General features: G+C 73.8%; 14 protein-coding genes. 4 read left to right on the plus strand and 10 right to left on the minus strand.

Going from position 1 to position 16,172, the window contains the following annotated elements; genetic code table 11:
* The first annotated feature begins 251 nt into the window (after nt 1-251).
* The 3 genes from AC07FV_RS30475 (at nt 252) to AC07FV_RS30485 (ending at nt 4,322) form a co-directional block, all read left to right on the plus strand.
* Nucleotides 252-1,013 (plus strand): DeoR/GlpR family DNA-binding transcription regulator, encoded by a 762-nt coding sequence (locus AC07FV_RS30475; RefSeq protein WP_479090709.1) that lies wholly within the window; start codon nt 252-254, stop codon nt 1,011-1,013.
* Nucleotides 1,010-1,957, plus strand: a complete 948-nt coding sequence (gene pfkB / locus AC07FV_RS30480) for a 1-phosphofructokinase (protein ID WP_479090711.1) — start codon at nt 1,010-1,012, stop codon at nt 1,955-1,957. The genes AC07FV_RS30475 and pfkB overlap by 4 nt, the downstream gene beginning before the upstream one ends.
* Nucleotides 1,958-2,177: 220 nt before the next feature.
* Nucleotides 2,178-4,322 (plus strand): PTS fructose transporter subunit IIABC, encoded by a 2,145-nt coding sequence (locus AC07FV_RS30485; RefSeq protein ID WP_479090713.1) that lies wholly within the window; start codon nt 2,178-2,180, stop codon nt 4,320-4,322.
* 121 nt (nt 4,323-4,443) lie between these two features.
* Here the strand turns inward: AC07FV_RS30485 and AC07FV_RS30490 are convergent, their stop codons facing one another.
* From AC07FV_RS30490 to AC07FV_RS30505, 4 genes are all read right to left on the minus strand, one after another.
* Nucleotides 4,444-5,190: a DUF6227 family protein gene (locus AC07FV_RS30490; protein ID WP_479090715.1), complete on the minus strand. Its 747-nt coding sequence runs from the start codon at nt 5,188-5,190 to the stop codon at nt 4,444-4,446.
* 177 nt (nt 5,191-5,367) lie between these two features.
* On the minus strand, nt 5,368-6,591 hold the full coding sequence (locus AC07FV_RS30495) for a L,D-transpeptidase (RefSeq protein WP_479090717.1): 1,224 nt from the start codon (nt 6,589-6,591) through the stop codon (nt 5,368-5,370).
* A 461-nt stretch (nt 6,592-7,052) separates the two neighbouring features.
* A complete protein-coding gene (locus AC07FV_RS30500) occupies nt 7,053-8,090 on the minus strand; it encodes a P1 family peptidase (protein ID WP_479090718.1) in 1,038 nt (345 codons plus the stop codon).
* 268 nt (nt 8,091-8,358) lie between these two features.
* Nucleotides 8,359-9,600, minus strand: coding sequence for a low temperature requirement protein A (locus tag AC07FV_RS30505; protein WP_479090719.1), 1,242 nt, complete (start codon nt 9,598-9,600; stop codon nt 8,359-8,361).
* Between the two features lie 242 nt (nt 9,601-9,842).
* Here AC07FV_RS30505 and AC07FV_RS30510 point away from each other — a divergent pair, with 242 nt between their 5' ends.
* Nucleotides 9,843-10,019 (plus strand): hypothetical protein, encoded by a 177-nt coding sequence (locus AC07FV_RS30510; protein WP_391970959.1) that lies wholly within the window; start codon nt 9,843-9,845, stop codon nt 10,017-10,019.
* A gap of 55 nt (nt 10,020-10,074) precedes the next feature.
* Here AC07FV_RS30510 and mscL read toward each other — a convergent pair whose 3' ends face one another.
* The 6 genes from mscL to AC07FV_RS30540 all read right to left on the minus strand — a co-directional run bounded on the left by mscL (nt 10,075) and on the right by AC07FV_RS30540 (nt 16,101).
* The gene (gene mscL / locus AC07FV_RS30515; RefSeq protein WP_383649037.1) at nt 10,075-10,545 is read right to left on the minus strand and encodes a large conductance mechanosensitive channel protein MscL; all 471 of its coding nucleotides are present in this window, start codon (nt 10,543-10,545) and stop codon (nt 10,075-10,077) included.
* A gap of 189 nt (nt 10,546-10,734) precedes the next feature.
* Entirely contained in the window at nt 10,735-11,214 is a 480-nt protein-coding gene (locus AC07FV_RS30520) for a hypothetical protein (protein WP_479090909.1), read from the minus strand.
* Nucleotides 11,215-11,558: 344 nt separating this feature from the next.
* Nucleotides 11,559-12,401, minus strand: a complete 843-nt coding sequence (locus tag AC07FV_RS30525; protein ID WP_479090720.1) for an S-methyl-5'-thioadenosine phosphorylase — start codon at nt 12,399-12,401, stop codon at nt 11,559-11,561.
* A gap of 160 nt (nt 12,402-12,561) precedes the next feature.
* Nucleotides 12,562-12,915 (minus strand): FmdB family zinc ribbon protein, encoded by a 354-nt coding sequence (locus AC07FV_RS30530; RefSeq protein ID WP_479090721.1) that lies wholly within the window; start codon nt 12,913-12,915, stop codon nt 12,562-12,564.
* Nucleotides 12,916-12,983: 68 nt separating this feature from the next.
* Nucleotides 12,984-14,309: an MFS transporter gene (locus AC07FV_RS30535; protein WP_479090723.1), complete on the minus strand. Its 1,326-nt coding sequence runs from the start codon at nt 14,307-14,309 to the stop codon at nt 12,984-12,986.
* Nucleotides 14,310-14,556: 247 nt separating this feature from the next.
* Nucleotides 14,557-16,101 carry a potassium/proton antiporter gene (locus tag AC07FV_RS30540; protein WP_479090725.1) on the minus strand — a complete coding sequence of 515 codons (1,545 nt, stop codon included), beginning with the start codon at nt 16,099-16,101 and terminating at the stop codon, nt 14,557-14,559.
* Nucleotides 16,102-16,172 lie beyond the last annotated feature (71 nt).

Consider the following 16,172-nt stretch of genomic DNA (forward strand, 5'->3'; position numbering starts at 1 on the left):
CACTTGTTCGGGGGGGGCGAGGGCCGTCATCCCCCCCCCCCCCCCCCCCCCCCCCCCCCCCCCCCCGCCGCCCTTTCGCTCCCCACCACCCCTGTTCGGCTGCCCCCACTCCTGTTCCGGCTTCCCCCGCCGCATGTCTGTTCATGCCCGTTCGTGTGGGAATGCTTCCGCTTCCCTGTTTACAAAGCGGAATCCCGGGCGTAGCCTCCCGTGAAACCACAGGTTCGGGCATGAGGTGGAGGCGAAAGGGCATGTACGCACCGGAGCGGCAGCAGGAGATCCTCCGGCTCGCCCGGGACGGCGGCCGGGTGGACGTGGTGTCGCTGGCCGAGGAGTTCCAGGTGACGGCGGAGACGATCCGACGGGACCTGAAGGCCCTCGACCGCGCCGGTGTGCTCCGCCGGGTGCACGGCGGCGCCATCCCCGCCGGCCGGCTCGACTTCGAGCCCGACCTCGCCGAGCGCGAGTCCACGGCGGCCGACGAGAAGGACCGCATCGCCCAGGCGGCCCTGGCGGAACTGCCGGCCGACGGCACCGTGATCCTCGACGCCGGTTCGACGGTGGCCCTGCTGGCCGCGGCCATCCCGCCGGAGACCTCGCTGACCGTCGTCACCCACAGCCTGCCCACCGCGGCCCGCCTCGCCGACCACCCCGGCATCCAGCTCCACCTGGTCGGCGGACGCGTGCGGCACCGTACGCGCGCCGCCGTGGACGCCTGGGCGCTGCGCGCGTACGGCGAGATCCGCGCCGACGTGGCCCTGGTGGCCGCCAACGGCTTCTCCGCCGGCCACGGCCTGACCACCCCCGACCTCGCCGAGGCCGCGGTGAAACGGGCCGCCGTCGCCGCCGCCCGGCGCGTGGTGCTGCTCGCCGACTCCACCAAACACGGCCAGGAGCACTTCGCCCGCTTCGGTGCGCTGAGCGACGTGGACCTGTTGATCACCGACAGCGGGCTGAGCCCCGACGACGCCGCCGCCGTCGAGCAGGCCGGCCCGGAAGTGGTGCGCGCATGATCCTCACCGTCACCCCCAACCCGTCCCTGGACCGCACCTACGAGGTGCCCTCCCTGGACCGCGGCGAGGTCGTCCGCGCCACCGGCGAGCGCGTGGACCCGGGCGGCAAGGGCGTCAACGTCTCGCGCGCGGTGACGGCCGCGGGCCGGCGTACCGTGGCGGTGCTGCCGCTCGGCGGCGCCCCCGGCGCTCTCGTGGCCGACCTGCTCGACGCCCAGGGCATCGAGGTGGCGGCGGTGCCGATCGCCGGCGCCACCCGGTCCAACATCGCGCTCGCCGAGGCCGACGGCGTCCTGACGAAGATCAACGCACCGGGGCCCGAACTGTCGCAGGCCGAGCGGGACCTGCTGCTGGAGACCGTGCGGCGGCAGTCCCGCGGCGCCGACTGGATCGCCTGCTGCGGCAGCCTGCCCCGCCCGCTGGCCCCCTCCTGGTACGCGGCCCTGGTCGCCCGGGCACACGCCGCCGGCGTCCGCATCGCCCTGGACACCTCCGGACCCGCCCTCCTGCACGCCCTGCGCGAACGGCCCGACGTGGTCAAGCCGAACGCCGAGGAACTGGCCCAGGCCGTCGGACGCCCCCTGACCACCGTCGGCGACGCCCTGAAGGCCGCGGAGGAACTGCGCGAGCTGGGCGCCCGCTCCGTCCTGGCCAGCCTGGGCGCCGACGGACAGCTGCTCGTGGACGAGGCGGGCGCCTGGTTCGGCAGCGCCCGCGTGGCGGCCGTACGCAGCAACGTCGGCGCCGGTGACTCCTCGCTCGCCGGGTTCCTCGTCGCCGGCGGTGCGGGGCCGGACGCCCTCGCCTCCGCCGTCGCGCACGGCGCGGCCGCCGTCCGGCTCCCCGGCAGCGTGATGCCCGCGCCGGCCGACCTCGACCCGGACGCGGTGACGGTCACGGCCGAGGTGCCGGTGGACCGCGCGCTGCGGGAGCCGGCGTCATGACCGCCGCGTGCGTGGCCCTTCCCCGGGCGACGGGCGGGCCCGCACCCCGGACGCCCGTCGCCGCCGTCCCGGGCCGCCGTGGCCCGGACCCCCGTCCCCACCGCAGCACCCCCGCCCCCCACCGCAGCACCCCCGCCCCCCACCGCAGCACCCCCGCCCCCCACCCCGTCCTCGCCCACCACCTCACCTCCCGGGCGATACGCGAGCTAAGGAGCCCGCGATGAGCGACATGATCACCGCGGATCTGGTCGACCTCGACCTGTCCGCCGACACCAAGGAAGCGGCGGCACGAGCCCTCGCCGGGCGGATGGCGGCCCTGGGCCGGGTCACCGACCTGGAGGGCTTCCTGGCCGACGTGGCCGCCCGCGAGGCGCAGATGCCGACCGGCCTCGACGGCGGCATCGGCATCCCGCACTGCCGCAGCGAGCACGTCACCGAGCCGACGCTCGCCTTCGGGCGCAGCGCGGACGGCATCGACTTCGGGGCGGCGGACGGCCCGGCCGACCTGATCTTCCTGATCGCCGCGCCGGCGGGTGCCGACGACGCCCACCTGACGATCCTCTCCGCCCTGGCCCGGCAGCTCATGAACGCCGAGTTCACCACCGCCCTGCGATCGGCAGGGGAGGCGGGGGAGGCCGTGGCCCTGATCCGGGGCGAGGCGCCGACCGACCCCGCGGACGGACCCCGTACGGCCGACGGACCCCGTACGGCGGACGGACCATCGGGCGCCCAGGACCCCGTGGCGGACTCGGCGGCGGCCTCCGCCGAGCCCGCCACGGACAGCAGCGGCAGGACGGACGCGGCGGAGACCGGCCGGGCGTCGGGGGCGGGGACGGGGGAGCCGGCCGCACCCGGGCGCCCCTTCCGTATCGTCGCCGTCACCTCCTGCCCCACCGGCATCGCGCACACCTACATGGCCGCCGAGGCGCTGGAGAACGCGGGCCGTGAGGCGGGCGTCGAAGTCGTCGTCGAGACCCAGGGATCGGCCGGCTTCAGCCGCCTCGACCCGGCGGTGATCGCGGCGGCGGACGGCGTGATCCTCGCCCATGACGTGCCCGTGCGCGAGAAGGACCGCTTCGCCGGGAAACCCACCGTCGACACCGGCGTCAAGGCCGCCGTGAACCGGCCCGGCGAGCTGATCGGCGAGGTCCGCGCCAAGGCGGCCCGCGGCGAGGCCACCGCCGCCGCGCCCGCCGGCCGGGCGCCCGCCGAGCGCGGCCGCGAGACCGGGGAGGGGTACGGCACCGCACTGCGCAAGTGGCTGATGTCCGGCGTCAGTTACATGGTCCCGTTCGTCGCCGCCGGCGGCCTGCTCATCGCCCTCGGCTTCGCGATCGGCGGCTACGAGATCGACAAGGCGCCGTCGGTGACGGACCACTTCCTGTGGACGCAGGCCGACAGCTGGGCGGCGCTGCTGTTCCAGATCGGCGGCGTGGCCTTCGCCTTCCTCGTGCCGGTGCTGGCCGGCTACATCGCCTACGGCATGGCCGACCGGCCCGGGCTGGTGCCCGGCTTCGTCGGCGGCTCGATCGCGCTGACCATCGACGCCGGCTTCCTCGGTGGTCTGGCGGCCGGTCTGCTCTCCGGTGCCGTGGTGATGGCCGTCCAGCGGATACGCGTCCCGGCGGTGCTGCGCGGCATCATGCCGGTGGTGGTGATCCCGCTGATCTCCGCGGCCGTCGTCGGGTTCCTGATGTTCGTGGTGATCGGCAAGCCCATCGCCTCCGCCCAGCAGGCGATGACCGACTGGCTGGGCGACCTGTCCGGCGCCAACGCCGTCCTGCTCGGCGCCCTGCTCGGCCTCATGATGTGCTTCGACCTGGGCGGCCCGGTCAACAAGGTCGCCTACGCCTTCGCCACCGCCGGCATCGCCGTGTCGGACCCGAGTGACTCCGCGATGAAGATCATGGCCGCGGTCATGGCGGCGGGCATGGTCCCGCCGCTGGCGATGGCCCTGGCCACGACCGTCCGCTCCCGGCTCTTCGACGCCGCCGAACGCGAGAACGGCAAGGCCGCCTGGGTGCTGGGCGCCTCCTTCATCTCCGAGGGCGCCATCCCGTTCGCCGCCGCCGACCCGCTGCGGGTCATCCCGGCGTCCATGGCGGGCGGCGCGCTGACCGGGGCGCTGTCGATGGCCTTCGGCGCCACGCTGCGCGCCCCGCACGGCGGCGTCTTCGTGGTCCCCCTCATCGGCAATCCGCTGCTCTACCTGGTCGCGATCGCGGCGGGCGTCTGCGTCACCACGGCCCTGGTGGTCGTCCTCAAGGGCCTGCGCAAGCCGGCGCCCGGAACGACTGCCCAGGGGCCCGGCGACGCCGATGCGTCCGCCGCGGCGCCGGGGACGAAGCGGCCGGTGGCCGCGTAGGGCGTGAGCGACGTCGATACGGCGCGCTCCGGGCCGGGTTCCGACGGGACCCGGCCCGGTCGCGTCGCCCCCGCGGGCGTCGGTCTCCCGGAGGCGCGCGGGCTCCTGGTCGTGGAAATGCTCAGGAGACCTGCGCCGCGCGCAGCTCCATCGCCCGCCGGGCGGCGTCCTCGCTCTCGTACACCTCGCACATGTGCCGCCCGTCGGGCGTGGCCGTGTGCTCGACCTCCCAGAGGGAGACCTCGGCGCCGTCACGCAGCAGGAAGGCGTGCTCGTAGAGCGAGAAGCCGACGCGGGCACGGCCCGCGCGGCCGGGGCCGCCGAAGGCCTGGGTGATCCGGTGCCCGGACGCCGTCGCCAGCCGGGCGGCGAGGTCGGCGCCGGGCCGGTCCGGGTTCTCCGCGCGGCGCAGCAGCCTGCGGGCGTGGTCCGCCGAGGCGTCCGGGACGTAGGCGTGCCGCGGGGCGGGGGCCGCGGGCAGCTGCACCTGCACCGGCAGTTCGAAGTCGGGTGCGTCCGGCGGCAGGGCCAGCCGGGCGGTGGCGGTGCGCAGCTCCTCCTCGTCGACGTACACCTCGTGCTGCGGTTCGCTGCCCGGCGCGGTGTTGTGCACGATCTCCCAGAGGGTGAGCGCGGAGCCGTCGGCGAGCAGCCAGGTGTGGCGGTACGTCTCGCGGTGCAGGCCCGCGCTGTGGTGCGCGGAGTGCAGCGAACCGTCGTGCGCCAGCGCGCAGTCCAGCTGTCGTATCGTCTCGTCGGGCAGCTCGAACGAGTTCAGGGCGCGACCCAGCAGTCGCATGAGGTGCTCCTCCGGAGACTCCGGCGACTCGGGTGGTTCGTACGCTGCCGTCTCGTACGGAACGCTCAAGGTTTCTCCCGGCGTTGCTGCATGTCACCTTGTGGGTGCATACCGTAGCCCCTAGCTCGGACATCATGTCCGGGAACCGAGAAAACGTACGCACGAAAAACGAGCGGGCCGCGCGAAATGTTCCCGCGCGACCCGACGGCCACTCAAAAAACGCTGCTCAGACGGTCGTTCGACCGGTCAGACGGCGCTGCCGTCGACCCACTCGCCCCATGCCATGTTCCAGCCGTTGAGGCCGTTGTCCGGCGCGATCGTGCCGTCCGGGGAGTTCTTGACGGTCACCACGTCCCCGATCAGCGAGTTGTCGTAGAACCACTTGCCGTCGGTGGCGCCCTGCCCGCCCTGGGCGTCCCGCAGCCCGACGCAGCCGTGGCTGGTGCCCTGGACGCCGAAGGGCGGATTGCCCCGGTTGTACCAGTAGTTGCCGTGGACGAAGGTGCCGGACTGGCTCAGCCGCATCGCGTGCGGCACGTCCGGGATGTCGTACTCCCCGCCGAAGCCGACCGTCGACCCGTCCATGTGCGTCCGCTCGGACTTCTCCGAGATCACCATCTGCCCGTTGTACGTCGGCGTCTCGGCGCTGCCCGCCGAGATCGGGACCGACCTGAGGGTCTTTCCGTCGCGCACGACCGTCATGGTCTGCGTGTCCGCGTCGACCGTGGAGACCTGGGCACGGCCCACCGTGAAGGTGACGGTCTTCCGCTGCACGCCGTGGATGCCGTTCGCACCCTCGACCCCGTCCAGGTCGATCTTCATGGTGACCTTGGAGCCGGCCTTCCAGTACTCCTCGGGCCGGAAGTCGAGCCGTTGGTCACCGAACCAGTGCCCGACCACCTCCTGGCCGCTGCTGGAGGTGACCGTGATGTGCGACTGCACGTTCTTCCGGTCGCTGATCGCCTTGTCGAAGGTGAACGACACCGGCATCCCCACCCCCACCGTGGTGCCGCCGTCCGGGGTGTACGAGCCGATGAAGCTGTTGGCCGAGGAGACGGTCGTGAAGACCGAGTCGGCGGCGGACGTACGGCCGCCTGCGTCCTTGGCCCGCGCCGTGATCCGGTACTTGGTGCCGCGCTCCAGCCGCTCCTTCGGCTTCCAGCTGCCGCCGTCCGCCGACACCGCGCCCGGCACGGTCGCGCCCGTCTCGGCCACCGTCATCCGCACGTCGGTCAGCCGTCCGTCGCTGACCTTCACACCGGTCGCGTTGATCGAGGCGCCGGTCGAGCCGTCCTTCGCCGAGATCACGACCTTTGCCACCGAGGTCTTCGCGGAGTCCGCGCCGCCCTTGCCGTCCTTCTTGTCCTCGGCGCTGGCGCTCCCGCCGCAGGCGGTGAGGGCGAGGGCGCCGACGACCAGGGCGGCGACCGCCATCGGTACGCGCCGCGATGCTATGTCCGCCGTTGTCACGGGCTGCTCCAGGTTCTGGTGTGTGCGGTGTCCGCTTCAGCCCTGTAGAGGCGGTCGGCGGCTGCCGGGGTTCCCACCGGTCGCCGGGAACGGAGACGCGTGACAGAACCGGGACAATCACCCGCCCGTCCACCCAACCGGCCCCGGAACGCCGTCCGTAGAGCCTCGCGTCCGTCCCCGCGCGGCCGCTCGGGAACCACCCCGCACCGGCCGGGAGGGGACCGCCCGTCGAAGCTCCCGGCCGGTGCTGGGCGGAGGCACTCAGGGCTGCTCCCCTCCGTGCGGCTGCTCGGGAACCATCCCGTACCGGCCGGGAGGGGACCGCTCGTCGAAGCTCCCGGCCGGTGCTGGGCGGAGGCACTCAGGGCTGCTCCCCTCCGTGCGGCTGCTCGGGAACCACCCCGCACCGGCCGGGAGGGGACCGCTCGTCGAAGCTCCCGGCCGGCGCTGGGCGGAGGCACTCAGGGCTGCTCCACCCCGTACAGCTCCTCGTAGGACGGCCAGGCCCCGCCGGGCCCGTCCACCGGCCCGGCGGCCCGTACGGCGCGCACGATCGCGCGGGTCACCACGTCCGCCCCCGCCGCCAGCACCTCGTTCAGCGCGAGCGGCTCACGCGGGTCGAGGGGGTGCTCGCCGGTCGCCAGGGCGAACACCGTGTCCCCGTCGCTGAGCAGGTGCACCGGCCGCACCGCCCGGGCGATGCCGTCGTGCGAGGTGCCGGCCAGCTTCTGCGCCTGGGCCTTGGACAGGTCCGCGTCGGTGGCGACCACGGCGAGCGTGGTGTTCAACGGCGGCGGCGCGTTCCTCGCCGCGACCTCGTCGAGACGCCGCCCGGCGGCCGCATGGACGGCGGGCGCCGGATGGCGGACCCGCCCACCCCGGAACAACTCCCCGTACAGAACCCCCGTCTCCGGATCCGTCACCGACCCCGCCGCGTTGGCCACCACCAGCGCCGCCACCGTGATCCCCGAGTCCAGCACGGTGCTCGCCGTGCCGATCCCGCCCTTCATCGTGCCGACCACGGCTCCCGTGCCCGCCCCGACGCAGCCCTCGGCGACCTCCGCGCCCGGCCCGCTCGCGTGCGCCGCCTCGACCGCCGCCCGTCCCGTGGCCGCGTCCGGCCGGGCCCGGAAGTCGCCCCCGCGCCCCAGGTCGAAGACGCAGGCCGCGGGCACCACCGGCACGACATGAGAGGGGTCCGGGCCGACGCGCACCCCACGCCGGTGCTCCTCCAGCCAGGCCATCACCCCCGACGCGGCGTCGAGCCCGTACGCGCTGCCCCCGGTCAGCACCACCGCCTGCACCCTCTGCACCAGGTTCCGCGGATCGAGCGCGTCGGTCTCCTTGGTGCCGGGGCCGCCCCCGCGCACGTCCACGCCGGCGACCGCCCCGCCCTCCGGCGCGAGCACCACCGTCGTGCCCGTGAGCCACCCGTCGCCGGTCCGCGTCGCATGCCCCACCGACAGGCCGGCGACATCCGTCAATGCGTCAACTGTCATGCCGCCAGTCTCGACGAGGCACGGACCCGTCCTCGACGAGGCGCGGGCACGGTCCCGACGAGGCGCGGACGCGGTCTCGATGAGGCGCGGCCCGGTCCCGACGACGCGCAGGCACGTTCTCGACGACGCGCGGGCCCGGCCCCGAACGAGGCGCGGGTACGTCTCCGCGGGTGCAGGCGCGGGTCCCACGGGCGAGGGGCGCGGTCTCCGCGTGGCCCGGGTGCGGGCGGACGGAGACACAGGCGCGGCGGAGAATGCCCAGGCGGTATCAGGCGCCGGGCGTCACCGGCTCCCGGCGGTGGACGCTCCGCCGCGCGGTCAGCGCCACCCCCGCCGCCACGGCCAGGGCCAGGACGATCCCGGCCACGAGCACGGCCATGTCGCCGAGGAAGGTGCAGCAGATCACGAGCAGCGCTGCCGTCGGCAGGACCAGCTGCTCGGCGAGGCCCACCTTGAAGTGCCGGGCGTGCAGGGCCCACACCGTGATCAGGAAGAGCGCCGTCGGCAGGGTCACCGACGCGGACGCCGCCAGCTCCGAGATGTGCGCCTTGCCCACCGCCTGCTCCACCGCCACCTCCAGACCGGCACCGATCGCCGCGGCGGAGGCGAACACCAGGTAGTGGCCGTAGCCCCACAGGAACGACTGCCTGCTGGACCGCAGGTACCCGTGGACGGGCACGACGAAGTAGATCCACCAGGCGGCGAAGACGATCAGCAGACCGCCCGCCGCGATGGGCAGCAGCTCGCCCAGCGCGTCGTTCTCCTCGATGCCGGACTTCACCGCGACCGTGGCCGCGGCGATGGTCTCGCCGAGCACGATGATCGTGAACAGCCCGTACCGCTCGGCGATGTGGTGCGGATGCCAGGACGACGTGTGCTTGCGCTCCGCGAAGGCCGGCACGCACAGCTCCAGCACCACCATGACCAGGAACAGCCAGCCCCGCCCGCCCTCCGGCAGGAACAGCAGCCCCAGCCAACCGAGCTGGCAGACCAGCACGCCACCGGCGTACCTCAGCGCCATCGCGTTCTCCGGCGGCCCGGCGGAACGGGCCGCCCTCAGCCACTGCGTCGACAGGGCCACCCGCATGAGCACGTAGCCGAGCACCACGGCCGTCCAGTCGTGGTCCTCGAAGGCCCGCGAGACCCCGGCCGCGAGCACCAGCACACCGGCGATCTGCACCAGGGTGACGATGCGGTAGAGCACGTCGTCGTTGTCGTACGCCGAGGCGAACCAGGTGAAGTTCATCCACGCCCACCACACGGCGAAGAAGACCATCGCGTAGTTGAGGACGCCCTCGCCGGCATGGCTCTCGGCGACGGAGTGCACCAACTGGGCGCCGGCCTGGGCGACGGCGACCACGAAGCACAGATCGAAGAAGAGCTCCAACGGGGTGGCGGCGCGGTGCGCCTCGTGCCGACCGCGGGCCGTCAGCCTGCGCAGGGGCGGGCGCACGCCCGGAGCGTCGGGCGGCCCCGAGGGCGCGCTTGCGGGGGTCGGACTGGACGTCATGGTCCCCAGCAGAGCAGAGACGGTCCGGATGTGCTTGCGGACGCTCCCGTACGCCCGGAGCTGCGGGGACGGCGGAGCGCCGCCCACCGGACGGAGTGGCGAAGACGGACCATCGGCGGTCGGCAGGGACCGGGAGGGCGGGGCGTCGGCGGTCGGGAGGGGCCGGGAGGGCGGGGCGTCGGCCGTCCGGAGGGACCGGGACGGCGGAGCGTCGGCCGTCGGGCGGGTCGTACCCTGGAGCCATGAGCACCGCCCCCGATCCCGAGCCCCGCGCACCCCGGCCCGCGCTGGTCTTCGACGACCCGCTGGACCAGCAGACCTCGGACGACACCGACCACGGCTGGGGCGAGCGGACCGAACGCGACAGCGCGGCCGACCTCAAGCGCTTCCTCGACGAGAAGCCGCCCCACCACCTGTGAGTGAAGCGGGCACCCGCCCGCGCGCCCACCGTTCCCGCCGCGGGCGGCGACGGTGCTACGGGCGGTCGTGACCCGACCCGCGCTGCGCGACCAGCGCGTCGCGGATCTCCTTGAGCACCTCCAGCTCGGAGACCTCGATGATCTCCTGCGTGCTCTCCTTCGCCTTGCGACGGGCCTCCATCCTGGCCAGGTACTTCGACATGGGCAGGACCATGAGGAAGTAGACGACGGCCGCGGTGATCAGGAAGGTGAGGGTGGCGCCCAGCACCGAGCCCCAGAGGATCCGCACGCCCGTCGCACTGTCGCCGGTACCGGTGCACGGGCCTTTCAGACAGGAGCTGTAGCTGTCCAGGCTCTGGGTGCCGAACGCTCCGATCAGAGGGTTGATGACCCCCTTCACCACCGAGTTGACGATGTTGGTGAAGGCGGCGCCGATGACCACCGCCACCGCCAGATCGATGACGTTCCCACGCATCAGGAAGGCCTTGAAGCCCTGCCAGACGCTCGGCTCGTTCTTCTCGCTCACCTCGGGGGCTCTCCTCGCATGAACAGGTCCCGCCCGACCCGGGTGTGCGGCAACGAAGCGCGCACGAACGGGTCTGTCGCGGACCAGGTGGGGAACAAAACGCTCCGCAACCTACGTCAGCGTTGGGCCGTCCTGTCCAATCAGGCCCCTCGATCGAGCGACCGGAGGGCGCTGGGCGGTCGCGGGTGCTCAGCACAGCGTCACCGCCAGCCGTGCCGAGGCCCCCGCGCCGACCAGCCGGTGCGCGGTGGCGCGCGGCACCGAGACCACGACCAGCGCCCCGCCCGCCGCGGCCCCGTCCTCGGGCTCGGGCAGCTTGGTCACCCGCGCTCCGCGCGCGATCACCGAGGCGTCGCCCGTGCCGCCGTCGCCGGCCGCGACGACATCGACCCGGTCGCCCGGCCTGAGCAGTCGGACGGTGGCCGCGTCGGCGATCCGCAGTGGCGCCGTCACCAGCTCGGCGCCCTGCCGCTTGCGCACCTGCTCGGTGACCGGATGTCCCCGCGCCCGCTGGGCGTCCTGGGGACCGGCACCGGGGCCCGGGCCGGCCGCGACCAGCGCCGCGGCGGTGACGACGAGCCCGGCGGTCACCGCCCGTCGCCGGTGCCTGAGGAGCCGGTGCAGCTGCTGCCGGCCGCCGCGCACCCGCACGGGAGCGAAGTGCGGCACCTCGCAGGTGGGCGGGGCGTCGGTGCCGAGCGGCAGTGCGGCGTGACCGGTGGGACGGGACAGGGACATGGGGACCACCACCTGTGACGAGGGAACGGCTTGCGGACCCACGATGGGCCCTTTCGCCGCCGCCCGCCGGAGCCCGTGGACCACCGCCCGACTGTGGAAAACTCCGCCACCCGAACGTGACGCTCCGGTCGGTCCGGGCTTCGCCGCCCGCACAGGCCGGCCCCGCGGCCCGCCCGAGCTCCCGCCTCGCCCCGGCCCGGTCCCCTTGGCCGGCCCCGCCCCGCCTCGCCCCGCCCCGCCTCGCCCCGCCCCGCTCCATCCCGCCCCACCCGGCGCTACGGCAGCGCGATCCCCGGGTCCATGCCGCCGAGGGCCGTCGCGCACCGGCAGTCGCGCGCCCCGGTCGCCGGGAGTGCGGCCACCGTGTCGAACAGGACGCCCCGCAGCCGGTCCACGTTCGCCGCGAACACGCGCAGGACCTCCTCGTGGGAGACCCCCTCGCCGCTCTCCGCGCCGGCGTCGAGGTCGGTGACGAGGTTCAGCGAGGTGTAGCAGAGCTCCAGCTCACGGGCGAGTGCCGCTTCCGGGTGGCCGGTCATGCCCACCACCGACCAGCCCTGCGCCCGGTGCCACAGCGACTCCGCACGCGTCCCGAAGCGCGGTCCCTCGACCACGACCAGGGTGCCGCCGTCCACGGGCTCCCAGTCGCGTCCCCGGGCCGACTTCAACGCGGCGGCCCGGCCGACGGCGCAGTAGGGGTCGGCCAGCGAGACGTGCACGACCTTGGGCACCGTGCCGTCGGGCATCGGCAGCCCGTCGAAGTAGGTCGACGGGCGGGTCCGCGTACGGTCGACGAACTGGTCGGGCACCAGCAGGGTCCCGGGACCGTACTCGGGGCGCAGGCCGCCGACCGCGCACGGGCCGAGGATCTGGCGCGCGCCGACCGAGCGGAGCGCCCAGAGGTTGGCCCGGTAGTTGATCCGGTGCGGCGGCAGATGGTGGCCGCGCCCGTGCCGGGGCAGGAACGCGACCCGCCGGCCGGCGACCTCGCCGAGGAAGAGGGAGTCGCTGGGCGGCCCGTACGGGGTGTCCACCTGGACCTCGGTCACGTCGTCGAGGAACGAGTACAGACCGGAGCCGCCGATCACGCCGATCTCGGCATTCACCTTGTTCGCCATGCCCGCACCCTAGCCGCCCCGTGAAACGCCGAGGACCCCGTCGTCGGCGGACGACAGGGTCTCGGGAGGAACCGTAGAAAAGCCTCGCAGCGACGGAGCCCACGCGGCCCGTCGGCCTACCCGGCCCACGCGGTCACGGAGACCGCACGCCTGCCGGGAACTATGCGGCGGTCGAACCCGCGGAGCTGCCGGAGCCCGACGAGGAGCCCGACTTCGAGGACGAACCGGAGCCCGACGACGAACCCGAGTCCGACGAGGACGACGACGAGGAAGACGAGGACGACGCCGAGGAGGCGCCCGACTTCGAGGACGACGACGGCGAGCTGCTGGACGAGCTGCCGCGGCTGTCGTTGCGGTAGAAGCCGGAGCCCTTGAAGACGATGCCGACCGCGGAGAACACCTTCTTCAGGCGCCCCTGGCAGTTCGGGCATTCGGTCAGAGCGTCGTCGGTGAACTTCTGCACCGCCTCGAGGCCCTCGCCGCACTCGGTGCACTGGTACTGGTACGTCGGCACTTGTCTTCCTCCTGGCACTCTCACTCGATGAGTGCTAACGACGGTCCATAGTGACGCATTCCTCGGGATCAGTCCACTACGGCAGGCTCGCGGTGACCGACGCCACGTGTGACCGTACGCGCGACCTCACGCGCGCGCGGCCGGGTCGCCAGCCGCGAGCGCAAGGCCAGCAGCGTCGCCAGCGCGAGCACCGTGCCGCCCATCGGCACCAGGAACCCGGCGCCGCCCCACAGCCGGTCCTCCAGCTGGCCGGAGACGGTCACGGCCGCCGCCTGGCCGAGCGCCACGGCGCCGGTGAGCCAGGTGAAGGCCTCGGTGCGGGCGCCGGCCGGGACCAGGCCCTCGACCAGGGTGTAGCCGGTGATCAGGGCGGGCGCGACGCACACGCCGACGAGCAGGCCGAGGCCGGCCAGCACGAGCACCGAGTGCGCGGCCCACAGGCCGGACGCGGTCAGCGCCAGGGCGGTGTACCCGACCAGGAGGCGCCGCTGCGGGGCGGCCTTCCAGGCGATGGCGCCGCAGGCCAGACCGGAGAGCATGTTGCCCGCCGCGAAGACGCCGTACAGGACGCCGTTCAGCCCGGGCTCGCCGATGGACTCGGTGAACGCGGCCAGCGACACCTGCATGCCGCCGAAGACGGAACCGATGCCCAGGAAGACCACGATCAGCACGCGCACCCCGGGGATGCGCAGCGCCGGAACGTGCTCCACGCGCGCGTGGTCGCCGTCGGAGCGGCCGACCACCGGCTGGGTGCTCTTCTGCGCGGCGAACAGCAGACCGCCCACCAGGGTGAGCGCGGCCTCCGTGACCAGGCCCGCGGCCGGGTTCACGGCCGTGCACAGGGCGGTCGCCACCAGTGGGCCGAGGACGAAGGTCAGCTCGTCCGTGACGGACTCGAAGGCGGCCGCCGTGCTCATCAGGGGGGAGCCCTTGAGCTTCACCGCCCAGCGGGCCCGCACCATGGGCCCGACCTGCGGCACCGAGGCGCCGGTGGGCACGGCCGCCGCGAACAGCGCCCACAGGGGTGCGTCCGCGAGGGCGAGGACGGTCAGGGTCAGACCGGACGCCGTGTGCACCAGTACGCCGGGGAGCAGCACGGCGCGCTGGCCGTGGCGGTCGGCGAGCCGGCCGCTGTAGGGGGCGAACAGGGCCATGGAGACGCCGGTGACGGCCGCCACGGCGCCCGCGACGCCGTAGGAGCCGGAGGTGTGCTGCACGAGCAGCACGATGGAGAGCGTCAGCATGGCGAAGGGCTGGCGTGCCGCGAAGCCGGGGAGCAGGAACGTCCAGGCGCCGCGGGTGCGCAGCAGCTGCCCGTATCCGGGCCGGGCGGAGCCGGGCGCGTGCGGGTCCCTCTCCTGCGACTTCTTCGACGGGGTGACCGTGGATGCCACGGCCCGTGCCTTTCTGCCGCCTGGTAGCGCGGTTCCCGTCCATGGTTCGTGGCCGTGCGGGAGCGCCGAGAGCTGTCCTCTTGCGCGGACTGCGGTAGATGCCGGAGCCCGAAGGGGGAGGGGGCGTCCCGGCCGCCATACGGTCGCGCCAGCTCTGCGTCAGGCAGAGTTGGTTCGATCAGGTGCCGCCTTCATCGTACAGGGATCAAAGGGGCGCGGCCTGTGAAAGCGAGCACCCCTCTCCCGTTCACCTGCGATTGCCGCCCGTGTCTCCGGAGTGCAGCCAGCCGGCCAGCTTGCCGCCCTGGCCGACCGCGCGCAGCCGCGCCTCGGCGGCGTCGCGGACCGGGTCGGTGGCGACCACCAGCAGCTCGTCCCCGCGCCGCAGCCCCGTCGTGGGCAGCGGCACGAACGACTTGCCGTCGCGGACGACCAGCGTGACGGCGGACCCGGCCGGCAGCCGCAGCTCGTTGACCTCGACGCCGTGCATCCGCGATCCCTCGGGGATGGTCAGGGACAGCAGATGCCCGCGCAGCCGCTCCAGGGGCGCCGACTCGATGCCGAGGTCGGCGGCCTCGTCGGCGTTGCCCAGGCGCAGCTTGCCGGCCAGCCAGGGCAGCGTCGGCCCCTGGACCAGGGTGTAGACGCAGACCAGCACGAAGACGATGTTGAAGATCCGGCGGCTGCCGTCGACGCCCTCCACCATGGGGATCGTCGCCAGGATGATGGGCACCGCGCCGCGCAGCCCCGCCCAGGACATCAGCGCCTTCTCCCGCCACGGCACCCGGAACGGCAGCAGGGACACCACGACGCTCAGCGGGCGCGCCACCAGCGTCAGCACCAGCCCGATGACCAGGGCGGGCAGGATGTCGTCGCCCAGTTCGTGCGGGGTGACCAGCAGGCCGAGCAGCACGAACATGCCGATCTGCGCGAGCCAGCCGAGCCCGTCGGCGAAGCCGCGGGTGGCGGGCCAGTGCGGCAGGCGGGAGTTGCCCATGACCATCGAGGCGAGGTAGACCGCGAGGAACCCGCTGCCGTGGGCCATCGCGCCGGCCGCGTAGGCCGCGACGGCGATCGACATGACGGCGATGGGGTAGAGGCCGGAGGCGGGCAGCGCGACGTGCCGCAGCCCCCACGACCCTAGCCAGCCGACCGCGAGGCCGATGGCCGCGCCGATGGCCAGCTCCAGGGTGATCTCGCCCAGCAGCAGGTACCAGTGCTCGATCGGACCGGCCGCGGAGAAGGCGACCACGAGGATGACCACCGGGGCGTCGTTGAAGCCCGACTCGGCCTCCAGCGTGCCCGTTATGCGTGCGGGCAGTGGAATCCTGCGCAGCACCGAGAAGACGGCCGCGGCGTCCGTCGAGGACACCACCGCCCCCACGATCAGCGCCTGCCGCCACTCCAGCCCGGTCAGGTAGTGGGCGCCCGCCGCCGTGACGCCGACACTGATCGCGACTCCGACCAGGGCCAGCGCGGAGGCGGCCGGCAGGGCCGGTTTCGCCTCCTTCCACTTCGTGCCGAGGCCGCCCTCGGCCAGGATCACGACCAGGGCGGCGTAGCCGATGACCTGGACCAGTTCGGCGTCGTCGAACTTGATGTCGCCGATGCCGTCCTGGCCCATGGCGACGCCGATGGCCAGGTAGACGAGCAGGCTGGGGAGCCCACTGCGCGAGGAGATCCGGACCGCCGCCACGGCGATGAGCAGGACCAGTGAGCACAGGAGCAGGAGCTGGTTGAGGTGGTGGACAGTCAGCGGCCGTTCCCTTCCCTGGCGCACAGCACGGTTCACAGCACGTACCACGGCGGACGGGCGCGCCCGCGCGGTGAGCTACAAGCACACCCCCATGGCACACGCAGCCG

This window comes from Streptomyces sp. NPDC045956 (assembly GCF_056430705.1).